At 69.0% G+C, this 18,423-nt stretch carries 20 protein-coding genes and 1 pseudogene; 11 read left to right on the top strand and 10 right to left on the bottom strand.

Annotated features, from left to right (window positions below; all coding sequences use genetic code 11):
• Nucleotide 1 precedes the first annotated feature (1 nt).
• Nucleotides 2-388, bottom strand: coding sequence for a winged helix-turn-helix transcriptional regulator (locus ACIGXW_RS05705; RefSeq protein ID WP_399570146.1), 387 nt, complete (start codon nucleotides 386-388; stop codon nucleotides 2-4).
• 59 nt (nucleotides 389-447) lie between these two features.
• Here ACIGXW_RS05705 and ACIGXW_RS05700 point away from each other — a divergent pair, with 59 nt between their 5' ends.
• Nucleotides 448-1,053: an NAD(P)-dependent oxidoreductase gene (locus ACIGXW_RS05700; RefSeq protein WP_399570144.1), complete on the top strand. Its 606-nt coding sequence runs from the start codon at nucleotides 448-450 to the stop codon at nucleotides 1,051-1,053.
• Nucleotides 1,050-1,472, top strand: coding sequence for a nitroreductase family deazaflavin-dependent oxidoreductase (locus tag ACIGXW_RS05695; RefSeq protein WP_399570142.1), 423 nt, complete (start codon nucleotides 1,050-1,052; stop codon nucleotides 1,470-1,472). Before ACIGXW_RS05700 ends, ACIGXW_RS05695 begins: the two co-directional genes overlap by 4 nt.
• Before the next feature lie 126 nt (nucleotides 1,473-1,598).
• Here ACIGXW_RS05695 and ACIGXW_RS05690 read toward each other — a convergent pair whose 3' ends face one another.
• The gene (locus tag ACIGXW_RS05690) at nucleotides 1,599-2,201 is read right to left on the bottom strand and encodes a hypothetical protein (RefSeq protein ID WP_399570140.1); all 603 of its coding nucleotides are present in this window, start codon (nucleotides 2,199-2,201) and stop codon (nucleotides 1,599-1,601) included.
• Between the two features lie 142 nt (nucleotides 2,202-2,343).
• Nucleotides 2,344-3,207 carry a LysR family transcriptional regulator gene (locus tag ACIGXW_RS05685; protein ID WP_399570138.1) on the bottom strand — a complete coding sequence of 288 codons (864 nt, stop codon included), beginning with the start codon at nucleotides 3,205-3,207 and terminating at the stop codon, nucleotides 2,344-2,346.
• 166 nt (nucleotides 3,208-3,373) lie between these two features.
• Here ACIGXW_RS05685 and ACIGXW_RS05680 point away from each other — a divergent pair, with 166 nt between their 5' ends.
• On the top strand, nucleotides 3,374-3,973 hold the full coding sequence (locus ACIGXW_RS05680; RefSeq protein ID WP_399570136.1) for a short chain dehydrogenase: 600 nt from the start codon (nucleotides 3,374-3,376) through the stop codon (nucleotides 3,971-3,973).
• Between the two features lie 22 nt (nucleotides 3,974-3,995).
• Here the strand turns inward: ACIGXW_RS05680 and ACIGXW_RS05675 are convergent, their stop codons facing one another.
• The 3 genes and pseudogenes from ACIGXW_RS05675 to ACIGXW_RS05665 all read right to left on the bottom strand — a co-directional run bounded on the left by ACIGXW_RS05675 (nucleotide 3,996) and on the right by ACIGXW_RS05665 (nucleotide 5,281).
• Nucleotides 3,996-4,310 carry a hypothetical protein gene (locus ACIGXW_RS05675; protein ID WP_399570861.1) on the bottom strand — a complete coding sequence of 105 codons (315 nt, stop codon included), beginning with the start codon at nucleotides 4,308-4,310 and terminating at the stop codon, nucleotides 3,996-3,998.
• 166 nt (nucleotides 4,311-4,476) lie between these two features.
• Nucleotides 4,477-4,707: pseudogene (locus ACIGXW_RS05670) on the bottom strand (helix-turn-helix domain-containing protein); the annotation flags it as partial.
• A gap of 175 nt (nucleotides 4,708-4,882) precedes the next feature.
• On the bottom strand, nucleotides 4,883-5,281 hold the full coding sequence (locus tag ACIGXW_RS05665) for a VOC family protein (RefSeq protein ID WP_399570134.1): 399 nt from the start codon (nucleotides 5,279-5,281) through the stop codon (nucleotides 4,883-4,885).
• A 93-nt stretch (nucleotides 5,282-5,374) separates the two neighbouring features.
• Between ACIGXW_RS05665 and ACIGXW_RS05660 the strand changes: the two genes are divergently transcribed.
• From ACIGXW_RS05660 to ACIGXW_RS05650, 3 genes are all read left to right on the top strand, one after another.
• Nucleotides 5,375-6,385, top strand: a complete 1,011-nt coding sequence (locus tag ACIGXW_RS05660; protein WP_399570132.1) for a helix-turn-helix transcriptional regulator — start codon at nucleotides 5,375-5,377, stop codon at nucleotides 6,383-6,385.
• Between the two features lie 396 nt (nucleotides 6,386-6,781).
• On the top strand, nucleotides 6,782-7,951 hold the full coding sequence (locus ACIGXW_RS05655) for a serine hydrolase domain-containing protein (protein ID WP_399570129.1): 1,170 nt from the start codon (nucleotides 6,782-6,784) through the stop codon (nucleotides 7,949-7,951).
• Between the two features lie 102 nt (nucleotides 7,952-8,053).
• On the top strand, nucleotides 8,054-8,935 hold the full coding sequence (locus tag ACIGXW_RS05650) for a helix-turn-helix domain-containing protein (RefSeq protein WP_399570127.1): 882 nt from the start codon (nucleotides 8,054-8,056) through the stop codon (nucleotides 8,933-8,935).
• Nucleotides 8,936-9,043: 108 nt separating this feature from the next.
• On the opposite strand, the gene ACIGXW_RS05645 is transcribed toward ACIGXW_RS05650, so the two are convergent.
• Nucleotides 9,044-9,442 (bottom strand): spore-associated protein A, encoded by a 399-nt coding sequence (locus tag ACIGXW_RS05645; protein ID WP_399570124.1) that lies wholly within the window; start codon nucleotides 9,440-9,442, stop codon nucleotides 9,044-9,046.
• A 310-nt stretch (nucleotides 9,443-9,752) separates the two neighbouring features.
• Nucleotides 9,753-10,133, bottom strand: a complete 381-nt coding sequence (locus ACIGXW_RS05640; protein ID WP_071967176.1) for a VOC family protein — start codon at nucleotides 10,131-10,133, stop codon at nucleotides 9,753-9,755.
• 365 nt (nucleotides 10,134-10,498) lie between these two features.
• Here ACIGXW_RS05640 and ACIGXW_RS05635 point away from each other — a divergent pair, with 365 nt between their 5' ends.
• Complete coding sequence (locus ACIGXW_RS05635; RefSeq protein WP_399570121.1) at nucleotides 10,499-10,924, top strand: hypothetical protein; 426 nt, start codon at nucleotides 10,499-10,501, stop codon at nucleotides 10,922-10,924.
• A gap of 78 nt (nucleotides 10,925-11,002) precedes the next feature.
• A complete protein-coding gene (locus ACIGXW_RS05630; protein WP_399570119.1) occupies nucleotides 11,003-11,416 on the top strand; it encodes an SgcJ/EcaC family oxidoreductase in 414 nt (137 codons plus the stop codon).
• 150 nt (nucleotides 11,417-11,566) lie between these two features.
• Here ACIGXW_RS05630 and ACIGXW_RS05625 read toward each other — a convergent pair whose 3' ends face one another.
• Nucleotides 11,567-13,858: an RICIN domain-containing protein gene (locus tag ACIGXW_RS05625; RefSeq protein ID WP_399570116.1), complete on the bottom strand. Its 2,292-nt coding sequence runs from the start codon at nucleotides 13,856-13,858 to the stop codon at nucleotides 11,567-11,569.
• 631 nt (nucleotides 13,859-14,489) lie between these two features.
• Between ACIGXW_RS05625 and fabV the strand changes: the two genes are divergently transcribed.
• Nucleotides 14,490-15,698 carry an enoyl-[acyl-carrier-protein] reductase FabV gene (fabV, locus tag ACIGXW_RS05620; RefSeq protein WP_399570114.1) on the top strand — a complete coding sequence of 403 codons (1,209 nt, stop codon included), beginning with the start codon at nucleotides 14,490-14,492 and terminating at the stop codon, nucleotides 15,696-15,698.
• Here the strand turns inward: fabV and ACIGXW_RS05615 are convergent.
• Nucleotides 15,647-16,189 carry a hypothetical protein gene (locus ACIGXW_RS05615; protein WP_399570111.1) on the bottom strand — a complete coding sequence of 181 codons (543 nt, stop codon included), beginning with the start codon at nucleotides 16,187-16,189 and terminating at the stop codon, nucleotides 15,647-15,649. The two genes, fabV and ACIGXW_RS05615, sit on opposite strands and share 52 nt — an antisense overlap.
• A gap of 546 nt (nucleotides 16,190-16,735) precedes the next feature.
• Between ACIGXW_RS05615 and ACIGXW_RS05610 the strand changes: the two genes are divergently transcribed.
• Together ACIGXW_RS05610 and ACIGXW_RS05605 are read left to right on the top strand one after the other, a co-directional pair.
• Nucleotides 16,736-17,245 carry a hypothetical protein gene (locus tag ACIGXW_RS05610; protein ID WP_399570108.1) on the top strand — a complete coding sequence of 170 codons (510 nt, stop codon included), beginning with the start codon at nucleotides 16,736-16,738 and terminating at the stop codon, nucleotides 17,243-17,245.
• 657 nt (nucleotides 17,246-17,902) lie between these two features.
• Complete coding sequence (locus tag ACIGXW_RS05605) at nucleotides 17,903-18,343, top strand: hypothetical protein (protein WP_399570106.1); 441 nt, start codon at nucleotides 17,903-17,905, stop codon at nucleotides 18,341-18,343.
• Nucleotides 18,344-18,423 lie beyond the last annotated feature (80 nt).

Below are 18,423 nucleotides of genomic sequence, written 5' to 3'. Positions count from 1 at the left end.
ATCAGGCCCTCGCAAGGCTCGCCTCCTGCGCGTCGATCAGTTCGTCCCAATGCTCCCGCGTCCATTCGCAGGCCGTGTCCAGCGGGCCCAGCAGGCCCCGGCCGAGCGGGGTCAGGGCGTACTCGACGCGGCGCTCCGTTCCCTCGTACTCCTCCCGTACGACGAAACCGTCCCGTTCCAGCCCGCGCAGTGACTGGGTCAGCGACTTGGCCGTGACGCCGCGCAGGGGGATCTTGAGCTCCGAGAACCGGCGTGGGCCCTCTTCCAGGCAGCGCAGGATCATCGTGGCCCACTTGTCGCCCACACGGAACGGCACCAGCGGGGAAGGGCAGACGGGGTCGAACATCTCCGGATCCAGTGCGGCCTGTCCGGCCTGGTGCTTCGTCATGATCTACACCGTAGGTTGGTATCCGTTTGGAAACCAGTCCTCGGCCTACGCTTCCGATCATGGAAACGAAGAGCAGCGGGATCATCGTGTTCGGGGCGAGTGGTCGGGTCGGCCAGGCGGCTGTGGCGGAGGCCCGACGGAGGGGTCACGAGGTCACGACGGCCGGGCGGGCCGATGGTGAGGTGACGGACCCGGCGGCCGTGGCGCGGATCGCGGCCGGGCACGACGCGGCGATCGTCGCCGTGTACGACCCCTCGGCAAGCCCCGGCGAGTTCTTCCCCGCCGTCGCCCGTGCCCTCGCCGAAGGGCTCCCGGCGGCCGGGGTGAAGCGGTTGGTGTCGGTCGGGCTGGCGTCCGTACTGCCCACCGTGTCCGGGGCCTTGCTGATGGACACCCCCGGGTACCCGCAGGAGTGGCGGGAGTTCTACGTCGGCCACGGCGCCGGCACCGAGGCTCTGCGGGCGGCCGCGCCCGAGGCGCTGGACTGGGTGGTACTGAGCCCGGCGGGAGACTTCGACCACGAGGGCGAGCCCGTGGGCGGGTACGTGCTCGTCCCCGCCACCGCCGACAGCCGGATCACGACCGCGGACTTCGCCCGCGCACTGCTGGACGAGGCCGAGGTCCCGACCCTGCACCGGACGCACGCCGGGGTGTCTGTCGCATGACCGACACGATCCACGACAACCCCAACCCCTGGGTCGCCGACCACATCCGTCGCTTCGAGGAGACCGGCGGCCGCTCCCGCCCCGGGGTGGCCGACCTGCTCCTCACCACCCGGGGCCGCAAGTCCGGCCTGCTGCGCCGCACAGCGCTGGCGTACGTCCGGGACGGGGACGCGTACGTCCTGACGGCGTCCAACGCGGGCGCGGACCGCCACCCGGCCTGGTACCTGAACCTGCTGGCCACCCCGGAAGTCACGCTCCAGGTCGGCGCGGCCACCTTCACCGCGACGGCCCGGCCCGCCACGGAAGCGGAGTCGGCCCGTCTGTGGCCGACGGTGGTGGCCGCGATGCCCTCGTACGCGGACTACCGCACCGCGACGACCCGGGAGATTCCCCTGGTCCTGGTCACCCCCGTGGGATGAATGGCGTGTGGATCAGCCGCCCTGACCGGCGCTTCCGATCGGGCCGACCTTCACCGGGAAGCAGGACCCGAACACGGTGTGCCGCGCCGCGCTGGGGCCACACTGTGGGTCAGGGCTGTCCCGTAATCACTGCGGAGCGTCAGTTCCTCTGACGTGCGCGATGCGGTCTGGCTGGCCCAGGCCAGTGGTGTTGATCCACCCGCCGCCGCGGTCAAAGCCGCCGGCGATCAGACAGTCGGTCAGTCCGGGCGGGGCGAGGCGTGCCACGTAGCTCTGGCTGAGGCCGAAGCCGGTGTCCGCGTAGACATACCGGTTCGCGTACGCCTGCCCAGCGTGGAGCCACTCGTAGCGGACCAGAGGCCGTCTGAGAATCATCTCGAACCACTCCGCTGCCCGGATCGCCGTGCCCTGCGGGCTCCCGGTCACCTGAAGAGCCAAGGCGGACGGGCTGCTTGGTAGCGTGAAGTTTTGGTTATGGAGCTTGTCGCCGCTGACTCCGGCACCGTCGAAATGGACTCCGACCGTCAGCACAGTGCGATTGCGCTCCGGATCATCGATGTCCAGGTAGGCCAGCAGCTGGCCGTATGGAGTGCGATCCGGGGGCGGGAGGGCAGTGTCGATCGGCTGGACGGGCCAGCACTGCGCGCGGCTCCTGAGGACTTGGACGAACTCGCGCTGGGCAGGGTCCAGCTCATCGTCATCGCACTCGAACCACGGGATCGCTTCCACCCCCGCACCCTACGGCGCTTCGGTCGGGACACGGGGCGATCGCCCAGGGCGCGGGTGATGAGGGCCATGGCGAGGTCGGTGCGGGTCGCGTTGGCCTCCTCGGCGGCGCGCAGGAGGGCGGCCGCCTGGTCGGCGCCGGCTTTTAGGCGCTGACCACCTCCCTCACTGCCGCGAGGAATTCCTCCGTGCGCGGGTGCGTGGGGTGGGCCGGACGGGCAAGGTAGACCGTGGCAGCAGGCGCGTCGTCGACCGGGACGAAGCGCACTCCCGGGTGGCCGTGGCTCTCCGCCGTGCCGGCGGCGCCGATGCCGAACGCGCCGCCCGTGGCGATGAGGTTCAGCCACTCGTCGACGTTGCGCACCTCGACCGTGCGGTCCGGGCGCTGCGCCGGGGGCCATAGGTCCACCGAGGCGGTGCCGGTGTCCGGCCACAGGGCCAGCGGGAGAGCCGGGCCGGAGGTGAGCTCCGCCAGGCGCACCCGGTCGCGGGCCGCGAGGGGGTGGTCGTCGGGTAGAGCAGCGACGCGGTCCTCGGTGTAGAGGGCCTCGGTGTGAATGCGCGGGTCGGCGGGGGCGGTGCGAAGCACCGCCACGTCGGTGTCGCCGGTGGCCAGGCCCGCGGTGCTGTTGTCCTGCCGGACCACTTCGAGCGGCGCGTGGGGGTGCGCCCGCTTCCATGAGCGCAGCAGGGGGACAGTTTGCTGCCCGAGGACCGCGCACGTGTAGCCGAGCCGCAGGGGTCGGTCGATGGCCCGGGTGTCGGCGAGCGCCGCGTCGAGGTGGGCGAGGATGGCGCGCCCGTGTCCGAGGAGGGTCGCTCCGGCCGGGGTGAGGTCCAGGTGCCGGGAGGAGCGGTCGACCAGCCGGACTCCCACGCGCGTCTCCAGCTGGGCGAGGGTTCGGGAGAGGGCGGGCTGCGTCATGTGCAGCCGGTCGGCCGCGGCGGTGACGGTGCCCGCATCGGCGATGGCGGCCAGGGCCTTGAGGTGACGCAGCTCCACATCCATGCGCGGGAAGCATAGTCGCTGCCCAGACGGCATTTCCGGGTGCGGAGCGCGATCCGTAGCGTCGGATGTGCCGGGTGGTTCGCCCGGCTTCCCTCCCTGGGGGCATTCCCAGGGGATCTCCCGGTATTTCCCGGGTGTTCGTTTCCAGGCAATTGGATGGTGAGCTGTGAGGATTCTTCTGGTCGGCGCGGGCGGCACGCTGGGCTCCGCGGTACGCAAGGCGCTGGCGGAGCGCGGCCATGAAGTGATCGGCGTGGGACGCACGGGTGGGGACCTGGTCTGCGACGTCACCGACCCGGAGGCGGTGGCCCGGTTGTACGCGCAGGCCGGTCCGCTGGACGCGGTGGCCGTCGCGGCGGGCGACGCCGTGTTCAAGCCGCTGGCCGAGCTGGCCGCGGACGACTTCGCGGCGACGTTCCGCGGCAAGGCCCTCGGCCAGATAGAGCTGGTCCGCCAGGGCGCCCGGCACGTGGCCTCGACCGGCTCGTTCACTCTGGTCAGCGGGATCCTGACGGAGGAGCCCATCGTGGCCGGGGCCGCCGCGTCCGCGGCCAACGGCGCGGTCGAGGCGTTCGTTCGGGCCGCCGCGATCGAGCTCCCGCCGCAGCGGATCAACGCGGTGAGCCCGACGGTGGCCGAGGAGTCTTTGCCCGCCTACGGGCCGTTCTTCGCCGGCATGGAGCCCGTCCCCGCGGCCCGCGTCGCGACGGCGTACGTCCGCTCGATCGAGGGGGCGCAGACGGGTCAGGTGTACCGGGTGCACTAGATGTGGTGTCTCGGGACCTTGGTTACGCGAAGTCCTCGAAGGTGAGCTGCTGCGTACCGGTCGCGGCGAGGGCGTCAGCCCAGGTCGTAGACCGATAGCACGCGCCGTTGTCGGTGAGGCAGCGGCGGATCTGTGTGATGCCGTGGGCGGCGAAGAAGGAAACGGCCCGGTTCCGGAAGGCGACCGCGGTGACGGCCTTCTCATCGTCCAGGGCCTCGGTGCAGGCGAGCCCGGGAGTGGTCGTCGAGCGCCGAATGCAGGTACGTGTATCCGACCTGCCGGTGCCGGGGCCGGTGCGTTTGGAGGCGCGGGCGGACTCGGTGCCGACGCCGTGCATCCGCCAGCCGCCGCCGGCCGGGATGCGTCCGAGCTTCTTGATGTCGGCGTGGACCAGGTCGCCGACCCCTGTCGTGCTCGTAGCGGATGACCTCGCGCAGCTGCTCGCCGGTCGGTTGGTCCAGGTCCCGGAGCCGGTTGAGTCCTCGCCTCACCAGGATGCGGTGCACGGTCGCCGGCGCGAGTGTGACGCCGTGCAGCCGCTGTAGGTCGGCGGCGAGCCGGGCTGGTCTGTGCTTGGTCTGCCGCCGCAGCGCCTCCACCAGGCCGGCGATGTCCTCGGGGGTGCGGGCGGGGCTGGTGGCGAGGCGGGAGGAGTGGTCGAGCAGTCCGTTCTCGCCGTGCGCGCGCCAGCGGGCGCACTTCGCCAGGCAGCGGCGGGAGATCCCGGCTCCCACAGCGACGTGCGCGATCGGACGTCCGGCGTCGACCCGCAGGCACAAGCGCAGACGTCCTTCGGGGGTCAGCGGTGCGTTCCGATGTCCCCTGCTGGTGGCGCTCCTGGACTCGGCGGCCGCGTTCACCGGGAGCCCTGGTATCTCAGGGCTCCCGCGTGAGCGGCTGTGCGTGGCGTCAGCGTGCGAACTTTTCGATGGCCGCCGGGGTGACGGGGGTGAAGAAGTTGACGAGGTTGCCGTCGGGGTCGCGGAACAGCAGCGACCGGTTGCCCCAGGGCATCGTGGTGGGCTCGGTGACGAAGTCGGTGACGAAGCCGGTCAGGTTCTGGTGAACGTGGTCCACGTCGTCGACGAGGAACTCGGTGATCACGCTGTGATTGTCCGCCGGGCGGGCAGAGTCCGGGGCGAACAGCGGGACGGTGCGGGTGCTGGCGATCGCGAGGGTGGCGCCCGCGGTCTTGAGTTCGGCGAAGTCCTCGGTGGCCCACGTCGCCCGCGCCCCTGTGGCTCGCTCGTAGAACTCGACGAGGCGCGCTACGTCGCTGGTGATGATGCGGATCGAGACGAAGTCCATGGGAATCTCCTTGGCTGTGCTGGAGGCGTGCACGTCGCAGGCTAGGAGAAATAGTGGACAGAATCGGTCCTGTATTCGCGTTAGGCTGCCCATATGCCTCGACCCACCGGCCGCGTGCTGACACTCCTGGAGCTGCTGCAGTCGGGCGGCACCCGGACGGTGGCCGAACTCGCCGACCGGCTCGGCGTCGAAGGGCGCACCGTGCGCCGGTATGTGGACCAGCTGATCGACCTCGACGTGCCCGTGGAATCGGTGCGCGGCCGCTACGGCGGGTACCGGCTCGCCCCCGGGTACCGCTTGCCTCCGCTCATGCTCAGCAACGACGAGGCGCTGGCCGTGCTGCTCGGCCTGGTCGCCGGCCGCCGAGCGGGGTTGACGACGACGGAGCGCACGGCAAGCGAGACGGCGTCGGCGAAGATCCGGCGGGTGCTGCCCAAGCACATCGCCCGTCGGCTCGACACACTCCTGGAAGCTCTCGCCTTCACGGAGCAGCCCGGCGAGTTCGACACCCCGGACGCTGGGGTCCTGCTCACGATCGCCGATGCGGTGCGCCACCACCGACCGGTCTCGATCCGCTACACCGACCGTGACGGACGGCGCAGCGAACGCACGCTGCACGCGTACGGAATCGTCGCCCATGCGGGCCGGTGGTACGTCACGGGCAAGGACGCCCAGATCGGCGAGGACCGAACCTTCCGGCTCGATCGCATCGCAGACGCGCGGACCCTGCCCGGCTCATTCGAAGCGCCAGTGGGTCCCGGTCCGGAACAGCGCGTGTTGTCAGGGTTCGCGACGGCCGAGTACCAGCATGAGGTGACCTTGCGGATCCACGGGACAGTTGATCAGATCCGCGCCCACCTTCCGGCCAGCGTCGCGAGCCTGGAGGAGCACGAGTCCGCGGCCGGCAAGGACCGCGCGACCGAGCGCTGGCTGCGCGTCGAGCTGCGGGCGGAGCGGCTCGACTGGTTGCCCCCGGCACTCGCCTCACTCGACCGGCCGTTCGTCATCGAGCGCCCCGATGAACTCCGCGACCTCGTCATCGCGCTCGCCGATCGCCTCACGTCCTACTCCGCCGAGCCTGACCGCGAGGAACCAATGTCATGAGATGGCACAACTGGACCGGGTCCGGCGGGGCGGGGGAAACATAATCCAGGCTCGTCAGTTCAGGTGCCCCGAAGCCCTGACTCGAGCGCGTCCTCCCGTAGCACCACTGCCGGCTCAGCGAGACGGCAGCCGCCTGAACCGCCCACTCGAACCGCGAACCGCGAACTGGTCCCGGCGCGGCTGAGCCCGCCGCCGGGGCCCGCCACCGCCAGCGTGGGTACCAGGCCGACGCAGGGTCTCGCCAACACCGCGTGAGGCGCTCCCCGCCGCGGACGGCGGTCGTAAGACCGGACGCGGCGAGCGGCGACCTCGTCGATCATTAGGTTAGCCTTACCTCACAAGCGAACTCCGGTCGTTTACACACCAGTGCGTCACTTATGAAGGACGAGGCAGCACATGACGGCGAGAACATTAAACCGGGCCCTGGTCGCCATGGCGGCGGCCGTCACCCTGACCACCGCTTTCACGCCTTCGGCCTCCGCCACAGCGGACCCGGCCCAGCGCGGACATACCGTCACCCAGGCGGCGTTGGAGGACCAGGTCAAGGCCGGGCATCCCGGGGTCCTGGCACAGGTGCGGGACGGGAACGGCGTCTGGAACGGCTCCGCCGGCGTCGCGGACCTCGAGACCGGCCGGAAGCGGCTCTCCGAGGACCGCTTCCGCATAGGCAGCATCACCAAAGCGTTCACCTCGGTGGCCATCCTCCAACTGGAGGGCGAGGGCAGGCTCGACATCGACGACACGGTCGAGCACCTGCTGCCCGGCGTCGTTCGCGGCAACGGCTACGACGGTCGCAAGGTCACCCTCCGCCAGTTGCTCAACCACTCCAGCGGCATTTTCGACTACAGCGACGACCAAGACTTCAAGCACATCGCCAGGGAAGGCTGGCCCGAGCACCGCTACGACGCCAAGACGCCGAACGAACTCGTGGCCATGGGGCTGTCGAACAAGCCGTACTTCGAGCCCGGCGCGGGCTGGCACTACTCCAACACCAACTACGTCCTCGCCGGCCTGATCATCGAGAAGGTGACCGGTAAGACGTACGCGAGCGAGATCGAACGGCGCGTCATCAAGCCCCTCGGCCTGCGCGCCACCTCTCTCCCGGGCATCTCGACGAAGATGCCGGAGCCGCACGGCCGGGCGTACAGCAAGCTCCTCTCCGAGGCTGCGGACGCCAAAATCTGGGATACCACCGAGATCACCAACACCTGGGTCTGGGCGGCGGGCGAGATCATCTCCACCACGGGTGATGTCAACCGCTTCCTCGGCGCGCTGCTGGGAGGCAAGCTACTGCCCGCGAAACAGCAGCAGGAACTGCTTACCACCGTGCCGACAGGCGACTCCGGACTCGCCTACGGGCTTGGCCTCTACAAGTACGACCTGCCCTGCGGTGGTTTCGTCTGGACGCACGGCGGCGGCGTCCACGGCTCCTCCTCGGAAGCCACCTCGTCCCCCGACGGCCGTCACACCATGGTGTTCAACGCCAATGGCGACTGGGCACACATCGAAGCGGTCAAGGTACTCGAGGCCGAGTACTGCGGCACCCCGCCGCCCGCACAACGCTGATCCTGGGCCGGCCCCGTGTCCGGCCCGGTGCCCGGGTCTTGTCCGGCCAGGCTGGCCGGTTCGCGGATTGCGGCCCCGGGCGACGCCCGGAACCATTCGGGCATGCGGGTGACGGGCATACGACTGCGCAGGAAACGCGACGCGGGCGAATTCACGGACCGCATGCGGCGGCTCAAGGAGCGATCGGGTCTGACCTACCGGGAGCTGGAACAGCGGGCGCAGGACCGCGGCGAGGTCCTCCCCCGCAGCACCCTCTCGGACGTACTGCAACGCTACTCCCTGCCCCGGCCGGAACTGCTCGTCGCGTTCCTCCACGCGTGCGGGGTGGACCAAGAGCGCGAGATCCAGTCCTGGCTGGAGACGCGGAGCCGCATAGAGAGCGCGTTGGGCAGCAGGCGACGCCTCTGGTCCAGGCCGTTGGTCGCCGCCGTAGCCGTGATCGCCGTCCTCCTGCTGGCCACGGGCACGTGGACGCTGCTGTCCGACGACGAAGGGAAGGCACGTACGCCGGCCGCCCCGGCGGTACGGGGCTGGGTGGAGATCCGCCCGGCCCGGACCCCACACCTGTGCCTGACGGAGGGGCGCGACCGCAGTGGGGCGTACACCAGCGCGATCGCTGCCCAACGCCCTTGCAAGGAGGCGAAGCCGCCTCACACCTACCTCAAGCCGGTGCACGACGGCCCCGATGCCCCGTACTACATCGAATGGCACCACCCGAAACACGGCAGGGGCTGCCTGACGATCCGACGCAGCGCCCCGGCGAAGGGCATGCTCGAACCATGGGACGCGTGCACCCGCTCCAACAAGGACCAGCATTTCCGGGTAGAGCCTGCCGGTACCGAGTCGCGCTACCGCCTGCGCGCGGAGGCCACGTCCCAGTGCATCGGCATCACCGCCGACGACACCCGGCCGGAAGCAGAAGCCGTCGAGAATCGGTGCACTGGCGGACCGGACCAGCAATTCCTGATCGAGAACGTGGCCTGACCGGCCAGGGCACTACGCGAAACGCCCGCCGCTACTGGCGTTGGCCGCTTTGGCCTTGGCGCCGGTCCACGCGGAGACGGCTGGAGCCGCCTCCGCCGCGGTTCCGGGTCAGCGAGCCTGCTGCCCGGTCTGGGCCAGGGTGCTGCAGTTCGTTTTGTAGCGGGCCACGACGTAGCCGTCGATCTCGCCGCCCCAGTCGACGCACTTGCCCTTGGCGTCCAGGTAGACCGGCCCGGCGTACGAGGTGAAGAGGCCGTATTCCTCCTGCTTCGACTTCAGTTCCTGGTTGCGCTGGAGCCAGGAGCCCACCCACAGCGGCGAGCCGGTCGAGCTGTTCCGCTTGGTGACCACACAGTTCTTGCCGGTGGCCGCGTTGTAGGCCAGGAACACCGTCCCGCGGCCCGGGATCGGGATCTCGTTGACCTTGGTGTAACCGGTGCCGCACTCCTTGTTGTACGTGGCGGCGGCGCCGGCCGGAGCGGCGACGGCCGTACCGGTGCCTGCCACGAGCCCGGTGACGGTTGTGGCAGCGGCGAGCAGCGCAGCTCCGACAACACGGGTACCTACAGCACGCTTCACTGATCTCCTCCGTGGATGAGTCGCATGGTGCCGGTTGAGGACGTACGCGGGGACAGCTGTCTCCGTGCCCCCACAGACACTCCACACCCCAAAGAGGTTGTACGCACCTTCACCCGCACAATTCAGAACCAGCCACCCCATCACACGGCGGCGTGTTGCCCCATCCCGTGCAACACCCGTCACGCCAAGCCGCGGTCGGGGCGGCCGTTCCAGCCGCGCCCACTTCTCATCGGTGAGGTCAGAGTGGGTTGAGGCGGGCCTTGAGCAGGCAGAACTCATTGCCTTCGGGGTCGGTCAGGACATGCCACTGCTCCTGCCCTGTCTGGCCGATGTCGGCCGGGCGCGCACCGAGCTTCAGCAGGCGTTCGAGCTCGGCGTCCTGATCGCGGTCGGTAGCGTTGACGTCGATGTGCAGCCGGGATTTCCCCTTCTCCGGCTCATCTCTGCGACTGAGGATGATCGTCGGCTGCGGACCACCGAACCCTTCCCGCGGCCCGATCTCCAACGTGCCGTCGTCCTCACGATCGAGCACGACGAAGTCCAGGACCTCGCACCAGAACCGCGCCAGCACCTCAGGGTCGCGGCAACCAAGCACGAGCTCACTGATACGACATGCCATAGCGAAACCTGCTCTCAGCCTGGGAACTGCCTGGGAGGCCACACACGAACCTCATGGGCTCCCAGCAGTGCGAACAATCCCGCGACCGTACCGGACGAGGCGGGCACGAGCGAATGATTTCAGGGCCGGCCGTCGCGCAGTGGGTGCGGACTGAGCCGTTGTTGCCGGATCGAATGGCTCGGTAGGATGGAACGGCGAGCAGTTCACCGCCGCAAGTTGGCGTCACATCAGCGTTTACGAACGCGCAGACAGCACGGCGTAACAGACGCCCAGCAAGACGCGCTACGGCCCGCCCGCCGCTAGGGCGTGTGAGCGTGTGACGAACGTCGTTTGGTCCGCTTGTCGGAAACACTACCCTCTGACCCGTGATCCAGAGGAGGAACGACGACTTGCGTAGCTATCAGGTGGGACCAGTACACGCCGAGCTTCGCGAGCTCACGGTAAGTGACGACCGTGAAGGGATGCTCGAAGGAACGCCGCACCTGCACCGTCGCTTTCGCCTGATGGGAATCGAGAAGGCGATGGCAGCGACGCCGCATTTGTACGTGCACGATCTCGACAAGCTCCGCGCCGATGCGGAGGGGCGGGTCGAGGAGTGGCTGCCACGAGAGGCGGTTCACGCTCGACTGACGTCATGGTGGAAGCCCGAGGATATTGCAGAGCCGGGACATACGACGCTCTCGGTGATGTGGTTCCAAACGGCTGCACAGGATCCCTTCGCCCGCCTGGCCACGATCGTGCGTCCTCTGGACTGGGCTTCACTTGCCAGGTTTGTCCCTTTCGAGGACTAGAGGACCAGCACTTGTCCGGTCGTCCTCACACCGCCATGCGATCAGACGCTTGACCTCAATCGCGCTTGAGGTACGACGATGATCCACATGACCACGGAATCCACATCCCACGCGGCAGACATCGAAGCGATCAGCCAGCTCGTCGCCACCGTCGAGCACTCCCAGCAGAACAAGAACCCCGAGGAGTTCCTCGGCCTCTTCCACCCGGACGCAATCTGGACGACGGCCCACGGCAAGGTTCTCATCGGCCTCGACGCGATATCGGAGTTCACCCGCAAGGTCCTCCCCGCGGCAAGCTGGGACGGCAAGGTCACCTACGAGGTGGCCCACGTGCTCTTCATCCGCCCCGACGTCGCGGCGGTCAAGGTCCGTCAGCGTTACCTGGCCCCGGGCGAGGAGAGCGAGGGCGCCCCGCTGTACGTGGTCTCAAAGCAAGCCGACGGCCGCTGGCTGCTGACCGCCTGCCAGAACACGGGGGTCGTCGCCGACTAGCTTGCGACCGGGACGAACGACAGCCGCCGGCACCTGCGGTCCCGGCGACATGGCTCGAGGGGGCCGTCCGCCACGCGACCCACGTCGCCGGCGAACGGCCCCCTGGCCCTTCTCCTCCGGAATCACCGGAATCAGCCGAAGAGGCCCTGATCAGTCATGGAAGCCGGGGTTGGTCCAGCGGGTCGGGTTGGCCTGGATGTCGTTCCACATCTCGGTCCACCACTGCCGGCCGTCCTTGCCCGTGATCGCGGTCAGCACGCGGTCGCCGTCGGCGCCGAAGCCCTGACGCCGCACCTCGTTGTTGATCTTCTGGATGACGTTCTCGCCCGCCGGGTGCTTGTGGGCGATGTAGTTGAGCAGGAAGGCGGTGGAGTCGTAACCCGTCTTGTATTCCGTGCCGCGGATCCGGTCGACGCCCGGCTTCTCCTTCACGTTGAAGACGTACTTGCGGTAGTAGTCCGCCTGGCCCTCGTTGAGCCAGCCCCCGTTGGCGGCGTCCTGCACCTGGTGGGCGAGTTCATGGATGAGGAATCCGATGTCGCCCGGGTTCTTCATCACGTAGTCGGGACGAAGGATGATCGACTTCTCGTTGTTGTACTTGGGCTGCGCGTTCGGATCGAAGACGGCCGCCGCGGCGCCGGGGCCCTGGAAGCTGGGGTGCCCGGCGTCGAAGACGACGTTGATACCGGGCTTCACCTCGTACGCGCCGCCGGTCATGAACTGCTTGATCTTCCCGTACTGGTCCTGGAGGAGACCTCGGCTCCTGTCGAACCAGGAGCGCAGAGCGTTCGGGTCGTAGCCGCCGGCGTCGACCATCTGCAGGTTGACGGGGACGGCAGGGGCCGGTGTGGTGGTGGCCTTGTCGAGCTTCCACTGCTGGGAGTCAAGGCCGTCCGTGTTGCCGCAGGAGGCGACCGTCAGCGAGCCCTCGCCGTCGGGAGCGCCCAGGCACTGGTCGCCCCGCTTGCTGCGGATCGTGTACCACCCGGGGCGGCCGGGGGTGTCGCGGAACCGCCAGAGCTGGTTGTCGGAGCCGCCGTTGCCGTTCACCTGGTGCGACCAGGCGGTGCCGTTGGAGAAGTTGTAGTCGAGGACGCGGGCGTCGGAGCCGCTGAGGCCCTGCTGCTCGGTGTAGCGGTTCTCGATGAGGAAGTAGCCGCCGCCCTTGTCCCACAGGTGCCACTGCTGGTTCTGGCCACCGGTGTTGTGGTAGCCGTAGACCCGGGAGCCGCTTTCCTTGCGGTACTCGTAGAGGTCGGCCAGCTTGTTGTTCGCGTTGGTGAGGGTCGTGACCATGTCGTGGGCCGGACCCTGGCCCTGGCCCTGGTCCTGCCCTTGGCCCTGCAGGGAGCGGAAGACGGTGTAGGCCGCGTCGCGCCAGACGGCGGCGGCCGCGTCCTCCCCGAGGCTTCCGGAGAAGTTGCCGATCTGGACGGGGCCGCTGTCGAGGGTGTCTCCGTTGACCAGCGGGCCGCCGCTCGCACCGCCGGAGAGGTCGCTGTCACCGGAGCAGGGGCCGCCCTTGCCCAGGATCTGGGGCGGGTTGTCCGGACCCCAATAGGGCTCCCTCACACAGGTGTGGAACTGGTTGGACTTGGCGGGTATCCCCGCGATCACCACCCGGTTCGGCAGGGTGGAGAGGCCGAACTGGAAGCCGGAGGCACCGACCTTGTCCTGGACGTGGGTGCCGTCCTGGGTGTTGAGCGTCAGGAACGCGGTGTCGGAGGTCTGCGGGGCGTTGGCGAAGTCACCGACGACGCCGACGGAGCGGAAGGTCCACTTCCCGTTCGGGGCGTGCTCGGTGCCGTCGGCGTCCTTGGAGTAGCCCGGGGTGAACTCGTACGTCGCCTTGGGGTTGATCCGGCCCTGGTCGTCGTGGGGGATGCAGTGCCGCGCGGTGGCGATGGTGTCCTTGCTGTCGCTGTTGATCACATTGCCGGTGCACGAGCTGACCCACCATCCGGAGCCGTTCTCGTTGGGCCAGGCGATCCGGATGCGGCCGGTGCTGGCACGCAGCCAGTTCTCTCCCTGGGAGCCGGCCGCGAGCCGGCTCTTCCCCTTCTGCCGGGGCGCGGTGGCGGGTGCCTTCGCGGTCCGCCCGGCTCCCGGCTCCTTCGCCTTCGGCTGCTCGGCCTTCGGCTTCCAGTCCTTCAGCTGCCCCTTGAACTCGCGGAGCGTGCCCTTCTTCTCCTGCTCGGCCCAGAAGGCACGCTGCTGGGCGTCGGTGGCCCTGGCCTGGGCGTGGACGCCGCCGTCCGCCGTGCGCGGCGCGGATGTGGCGGGACCGGTGGCCGGGATGGCGGCGTACGCCTGGACGGTGGGGAGAGCGGCGGCCAGACTCGCTGTGGCGAGCGCCATGGTGACGGCATGTCTGCGCAACGGATGCTCCATCCATCTACGGGTGCGGTTGGTGGTGCCCGGACCGTAGGCGGAGTGGTTCACCTCGCGATTGACGGCCGATCAACGACCGGCCTCTGCACGGGGCGTGCGGCCGCCGCGGGATCACTTCGCCCCGGGCAAGCTCCGCACCCGTCGATCTGCAGGACGCGCGCGAGCAGCACGTAGAGCACCGCCGCCGTGGTGCCTCCCGCGGCCAGGGTCAGACCGGAGCCCATGTGCGGGCTCGGCCCCTGGCGGACGGTCTGCGGCCGCCGAACAGGAGCGGGCCCACGACCCCACACAGGCCCTGGCCACTCCCGAACCTCCGGGCCGATTCCTGATGTGGGCCAGCCTGCGCAGGCTGAGCAGGCTGAGCAGCACCGGTTCGTACAGCCCGGTCAGTGCGACGGCTGCCTCGATCTGCCCGGCCGCCGTGGGCTGTCGGGGGCGTGCCGAAGGTGTTTATCGAGACGTTCCTGCCGGTCGGCAGGTTCGGTCCGTACCCCGCGGGATGGGATTGGGGTGCCGCCGGCTGTCCCTGCTGGAGCTAGTGGGAACCCTCCAAGCCCGGCTGGACATCGTTGTGCCAAGTGAAGATCACCGTGTTCATCCGCACGGCCGCAGACTTGCGGGACGGGGTGGCCCGAGGCGGCCGCCGCGTCCTTGTCCGTGACGACACCTGGGGGACCACACCGTGAGCGAACGCGTCATTGCGCCCAAGAGCCGGGGCTTCCTGTTCCTCGACTCCCATCCTGGCGGCTGCCGACAGCTGGTGGACGAGATGTGGCGGGCCGTCCCCGCACCGGTCACCGCCGAGGGCGATGGGCCGGTGGCTCTGGTCATCGGCTCGTCCGCCGGCTATGGCTTGGCCGCTACGATCGCGGGCCTGGCCCGTGTCGGTATCCGTGGCATCGGCGTGTGCTTCGAGAAGGCGCCCGCGCGGCGCACCGGCACGGCCGGCTGGTACCGCACCGCCGCCACGGCCCGGCTCGCCCAACAGCACGGGCGGGACATGGTCTTCCTCAACGGCGATGCGTTCAGCGACACGGTGAAGGAGCAGGTTGCCGACCTCCTGGCCGAGCGGTTCGGGGGGCGACTCGACTTCCTGATCTACTCGGTGGCCGCGCCTCGCCGCACCGACCCGGACACCGGCAACGTGTACGCCTCGGTTCTCAAGCCGGTCGGCTCGCCGCACACCACCAAGACCCTCGTCTTCGACGAGTCCGGTGCCCCTGAGGTCAAGGAGGTCACCACCGCGCCGGCCGAGGGCGACGACATCGAGCAGACCGTGGCGGTCATGGGCGGTGCCGACTGGGAACGATGGATCACGTTCCTGGCCGACCGGTCCCTGCTCGCCGATGGCTTCACCACCGCCGCCCTGTCCTACATCGGCTCGCCACTCACTGCGGCGATCTATCGGCAGGGCACCATCGGCGCCGCAAAGGCCCACCTCGAAGCCACCGCACGCACATTGAACGAGCGCCTCGGCAAGACCCTGGGCGGCCGGGCCGTGACCTCGGTCAACGCAGCTGCCGTCACCCAGTCCTCCACCGCCATCCCCGGCATCGCCCTGTACGTAGGGCTGCTGCGCGGCGTCCTCGGCGACGCCCTGGTGACCCCGATCGGTCAACTGGTGGAGCTGTGGGACCGGCTGACCGGTGCCCGCCCCCTCGACCTCGACGACGAGGGCCGGGTCCGCCTCGACACCTGGGAGCTCGACCCCGCCGTACAGGATGCCGTCGCCGCACGCTGGAGCACCGCCACCAGCGACACCATCACCGAACTCGCCGACCTCGACTGGTTCAGTGACGAAGTCCGCCGCCTCTACGGCTTCTCTGTCCCCGGCGTCGACTACACCGCCCCCGTCGAAACCGACGTCCCCTGGCCCTCCCCCACCATCTGACCCACGCCACGAAGCCCCCAATCGCGTCGTAGAACGAGGTCGCGGCGCCAGCCCTGGGTCATGCCGTCGGCGTCGAGCAGATGCGCGCCGTACTTGCGGGCGAGCTTGCGCACGACCTGGATCTTCGGGTCCAGGTCGGTGCGCCATTCCTTTCGCTCTTCCTCTCCGATGCGTGCGACACCAGCACCAGCACCAGCACCAGCACCAGCACCAGCCTCGACGACACCGTGCTCGATGAGGATCGACACCACGTCCGGGCACACGTCGAGTACGTCTGTCTGCCAGCGGGCTTCGAGGTCCATCACCTTGTTGCCCGCGTTCGCGGTGTTCAGCCAGGTCACGGGCCGGTCCGGGTGCCGGAGTCCCCACTCGCCCGCGACGCGCAGCGGGTAGCCGAACCCGAGACCGTCTTCGCTCGCCAGTCGTTGGCAGTCGGTGATCGAATCGCCGGTGAACATCACGCTGCTTCCCGGTCGGACAGTGATCGTCATGCGCGCTCCTTGAACTCGGTGAGGAGAGGAAGGCGGATACCCAGGAGGCTTTGCAGGTCTCAACCCCGACCCTCTTCACCTCGCCGAGGTCTTCGGCATGGATGAGAAGACCGCGATCCGTTACGCGGATTCCGCCCGTGCTCTCTTGGAGCAGTCCGTCGAATCCGACACGGCTGGGTTCCCGTGAAACCGCGGGGGTCCCCGGGTGATCGCTGCAGTCATCGATGTCAGGATCGCAGTAGGTCTCTCCGCCGGGGTGCAAGAAGCCGGCGGCCACAAGGTCGGGCAGGAGCAGCTCAGGCTCCTGGCCATGGCGGTGGCGTTCTCGCACAGCCCGCAGACAGTGCGGCCGTCGCACGCGTACAGGAGGTTGGTGGGCGGGTGCTCCGAGATGCAGTGGTAGCTCTCGCGCGGCGGTGTGGAGCTGAGGTTCGGGCGGTTGGAGCTGAGGTTCGGGGGGCGCGGCGTGCGCAAGAAGCGCCCATCGAGACCGCCACACAGCACCCCGAAACAGGCGACAGCATCAGCTACTGGCATGATCCAGCCATGATTGACGTGCATGAAACAAGCCAACCGCGCCGCAGCAGGAGACCCATCCTGTGGGGTGCGGCAGGCGCTGCCTTGGCGGCGGCGATAGCCGCTGGGCTGCTGATCTGGAAGCCCTGGGCGGACGAGGCGTCGTTTACCGCCGCCCTCGGCTCTGCATCCCGTTCTCCCGCAAACGGAGCGGAGGCAGGCGGTGCCTGCACGCCGAACGCGGCGGGCAAACCCGTCGTGGTCTTCGACAAGACGGGCAAGCGCAAGCTCGCCGAAGGCGTCGCCAGCCGTGAAGGCGAACGTCTTCCGGCATCCTTCGGTGACATGGCCGGCTACTGCTTCTGGGTCGACCGCGTCGAGGGCGTTCCCGGCGGACAGGGTGAATACATGGTGCAGGTCGGCGAAGGCCCCATGTCCCCGATGACCGAGAAGGACATGCGCCGGACAGCTGAGGAGCAGCGGGAGAAGCTGAAGACGTTCAAGTGGTCGGATGTCAAACAGCCTGGTCTGGGCGAGTGACCCGACGACTGTGGCCTGTATGACAAGGCTCAGGCCCGCATCGGCCTCGACTTGATGCGGGTGGTCCAGGAGCGGGTGCGGCACCATCGCACGACCTTCGGCCAGCAGGATCCTGCGGATGGCCCCCGCTTTCTCCGATCCGGCCCCGGCCCTGCGCCGGTCAGGCTGCCCGTTCTGTCGAGCCCATGCCCGGCCGGACCACCTGCCGGGCCATCTACTGGGGCCGTGACGCGGCCGGGCCCTCGCACCGACCGTCCCATCACCCCCGGCTGGAGCGTTACAGGCCCAGTTCGTACAGGTGGAAGTCCACGTTGGCACCGTAGGGCAGGACCGGGGGCGGAGTGATGCTCCGTACGTGGCGGGCCCCGGCGAAGGACCGCTCCAGGAAGTCGTGGACGATCTGGTCGTTCGTCTTGATGGCGACCAGGCAGGGCAGTCCGTCCCGGAACGGCGAATGTCGTCGAGGATGTCGGGGACCGGGGGTGAGGTCCGGGTCAGATCCAGGCCGGCGGGGGTGAAGGCGGGGCCCCAGGGCGGCTCGACGAAGTACGTGTCGCAGGTGCTGCGGGCAGGGAGCTTGCCGAGCAGGTCACGGTAGTCACCGCAGTACAGCCGGGTGGCGGCGCCGATCCGGGCGAGGTTGTGGGAGGTGGCGGCGTGGACGGCCGTGTCGAGTTCGGCCGCGTCCACGGTGATGCCGAGCCGGGCCCCGAGGTGGTGGCTGAAGTTTCCCGAGCCGCAGAACAGGTCCACGACCAGGGGTGCTTCTTCCCCTTGGGGGGCGGCGGCGTGCATCTCGGCGAGGGCGTCGGCCACCGCGATGGCGTAGTCGTCGACACAGCACTCGATCGCGGTACGTCCCAGCAATCTGATGCCCACCTTGCCCATCGCGGGGGCGGGGATCCCGTACAGGGAGAGTCCTTCGGGGCGGCCGTGGATGAGCCGTCCGGCCTCGCACAGCTGGTCGCCGGTCAGGACGGTGGTGCGCAGGTCACCCAGGAGCTGCTCGCGGAAGGCGAAGTACGCGGCGTGGCCGGTGGATACGGGGCTGGTCATGCGGGGTCAGCTCCCAAGGAGAAGGGAATCAGCCGGGCTTGACGACTGTGCGTTACCGAATGAATCCGCAGTGTAGTCTCCCGACGGCGTGGTGATCGCCACGTCAGGAAGAGGAGCCATCA

This window comes from Streptomyces sp. NPDC053079, assembly GCF_044546695.1.
GTDB lineage: Bacteria > Actinomycetota > Actinomycetes > Streptomycetales > Streptomycetaceae > Streptomyces.
This window is presented reverse-complemented; position numbering and strand designations above follow the sequence as displayed.

Bases quoted from the DNA above. Each gene is read 5' to 3' on its own strand.
- ACIGXW_RS05705 (WP_399570146.1), bottom strand. From the start codon at position 388: ATGACGAAGCACCAGGCCGGACAGGCCGCACTGGATCCGGAGATGTTC.
- ACIGXW_RS05700 (WP_399570144.1), top strand. From the start codon at position 448: ATGGAAACGAAGAGCAGCGGGATCATCGTGTTCGGGGCGAGTGGTCGG.
- ACIGXW_RS05695 (WP_399570142.1), top strand. From the start codon at position 1,050: ATGACCGACACGATCCACGACAACCCCAACCCCTGGGTCGCCGACCAC.
- ACIGXW_RS05685 (WP_399570138.1), bottom strand. From the start codon at position 3,207: ATGGATGTGGAGCTGCGTCACCTCAAGGCCCTGGCCGCCATCGCCGAT.
- ACIGXW_RS05675 (WP_399570861.1), bottom strand. From the start codon at position 4,310: ATGCACGGCGTCGGCACCGAGTCCGCCCGCGCCTCCAAACGCACCGGC.
- ACIGXW_RS05665 (WP_399570134.1), bottom strand. From the start codon at position 5,281: ATGGACTTCGTCTCGATCCGCATCATCACCAGCGACGTAGCGCGCCTC.
- ACIGXW_RS05660 (WP_399570132.1), top strand. From the start codon at position 5,375: ATGCCTCGACCCACCGGCCGCGTGCTGACACTCCTGGAGCTGCTGCAG.
- ACIGXW_RS05655 (WP_399570129.1), top strand. From the start codon at position 6,782: ATGACGGCGAGAACATTAAACCGGGCCCTGGTCGCCATGGCGGCGGCC.
- ACIGXW_RS05650 (WP_399570127.1), top strand. From the start codon at position 8,054: ATGCGGGTGACGGGCATACGACTGCGCAGGAAACGCGACGCGGGCGAA.
- ACIGXW_RS05640 (WP_071967176.1), bottom strand. From the start codon at position 10,133: ATGGCATGTCGTATCAGTGAGCTCGTGCTTGGTTGCCGCGACCCTGAG.
- ACIGXW_RS05630 (WP_399570119.1), top strand. From the start codon at position 11,003: ATGATCCACATGACCACGGAATCCACATCCCACGCGGCAGACATCGAA.
- ACIGXW_RS05615 (WP_399570111.1), bottom strand. From the start codon at position 16,189: ATGACGATCACTGTCCGACCGGGAAGCAGCGTGATGTTCACCGGCGAT.
- ACIGXW_RS05610 (WP_399570108.1), top strand. From the start codon at position 16,736: ATGATTGACGTGCATGAAACAAGCCAACCGCGCCGCAGCAGGAGACCC.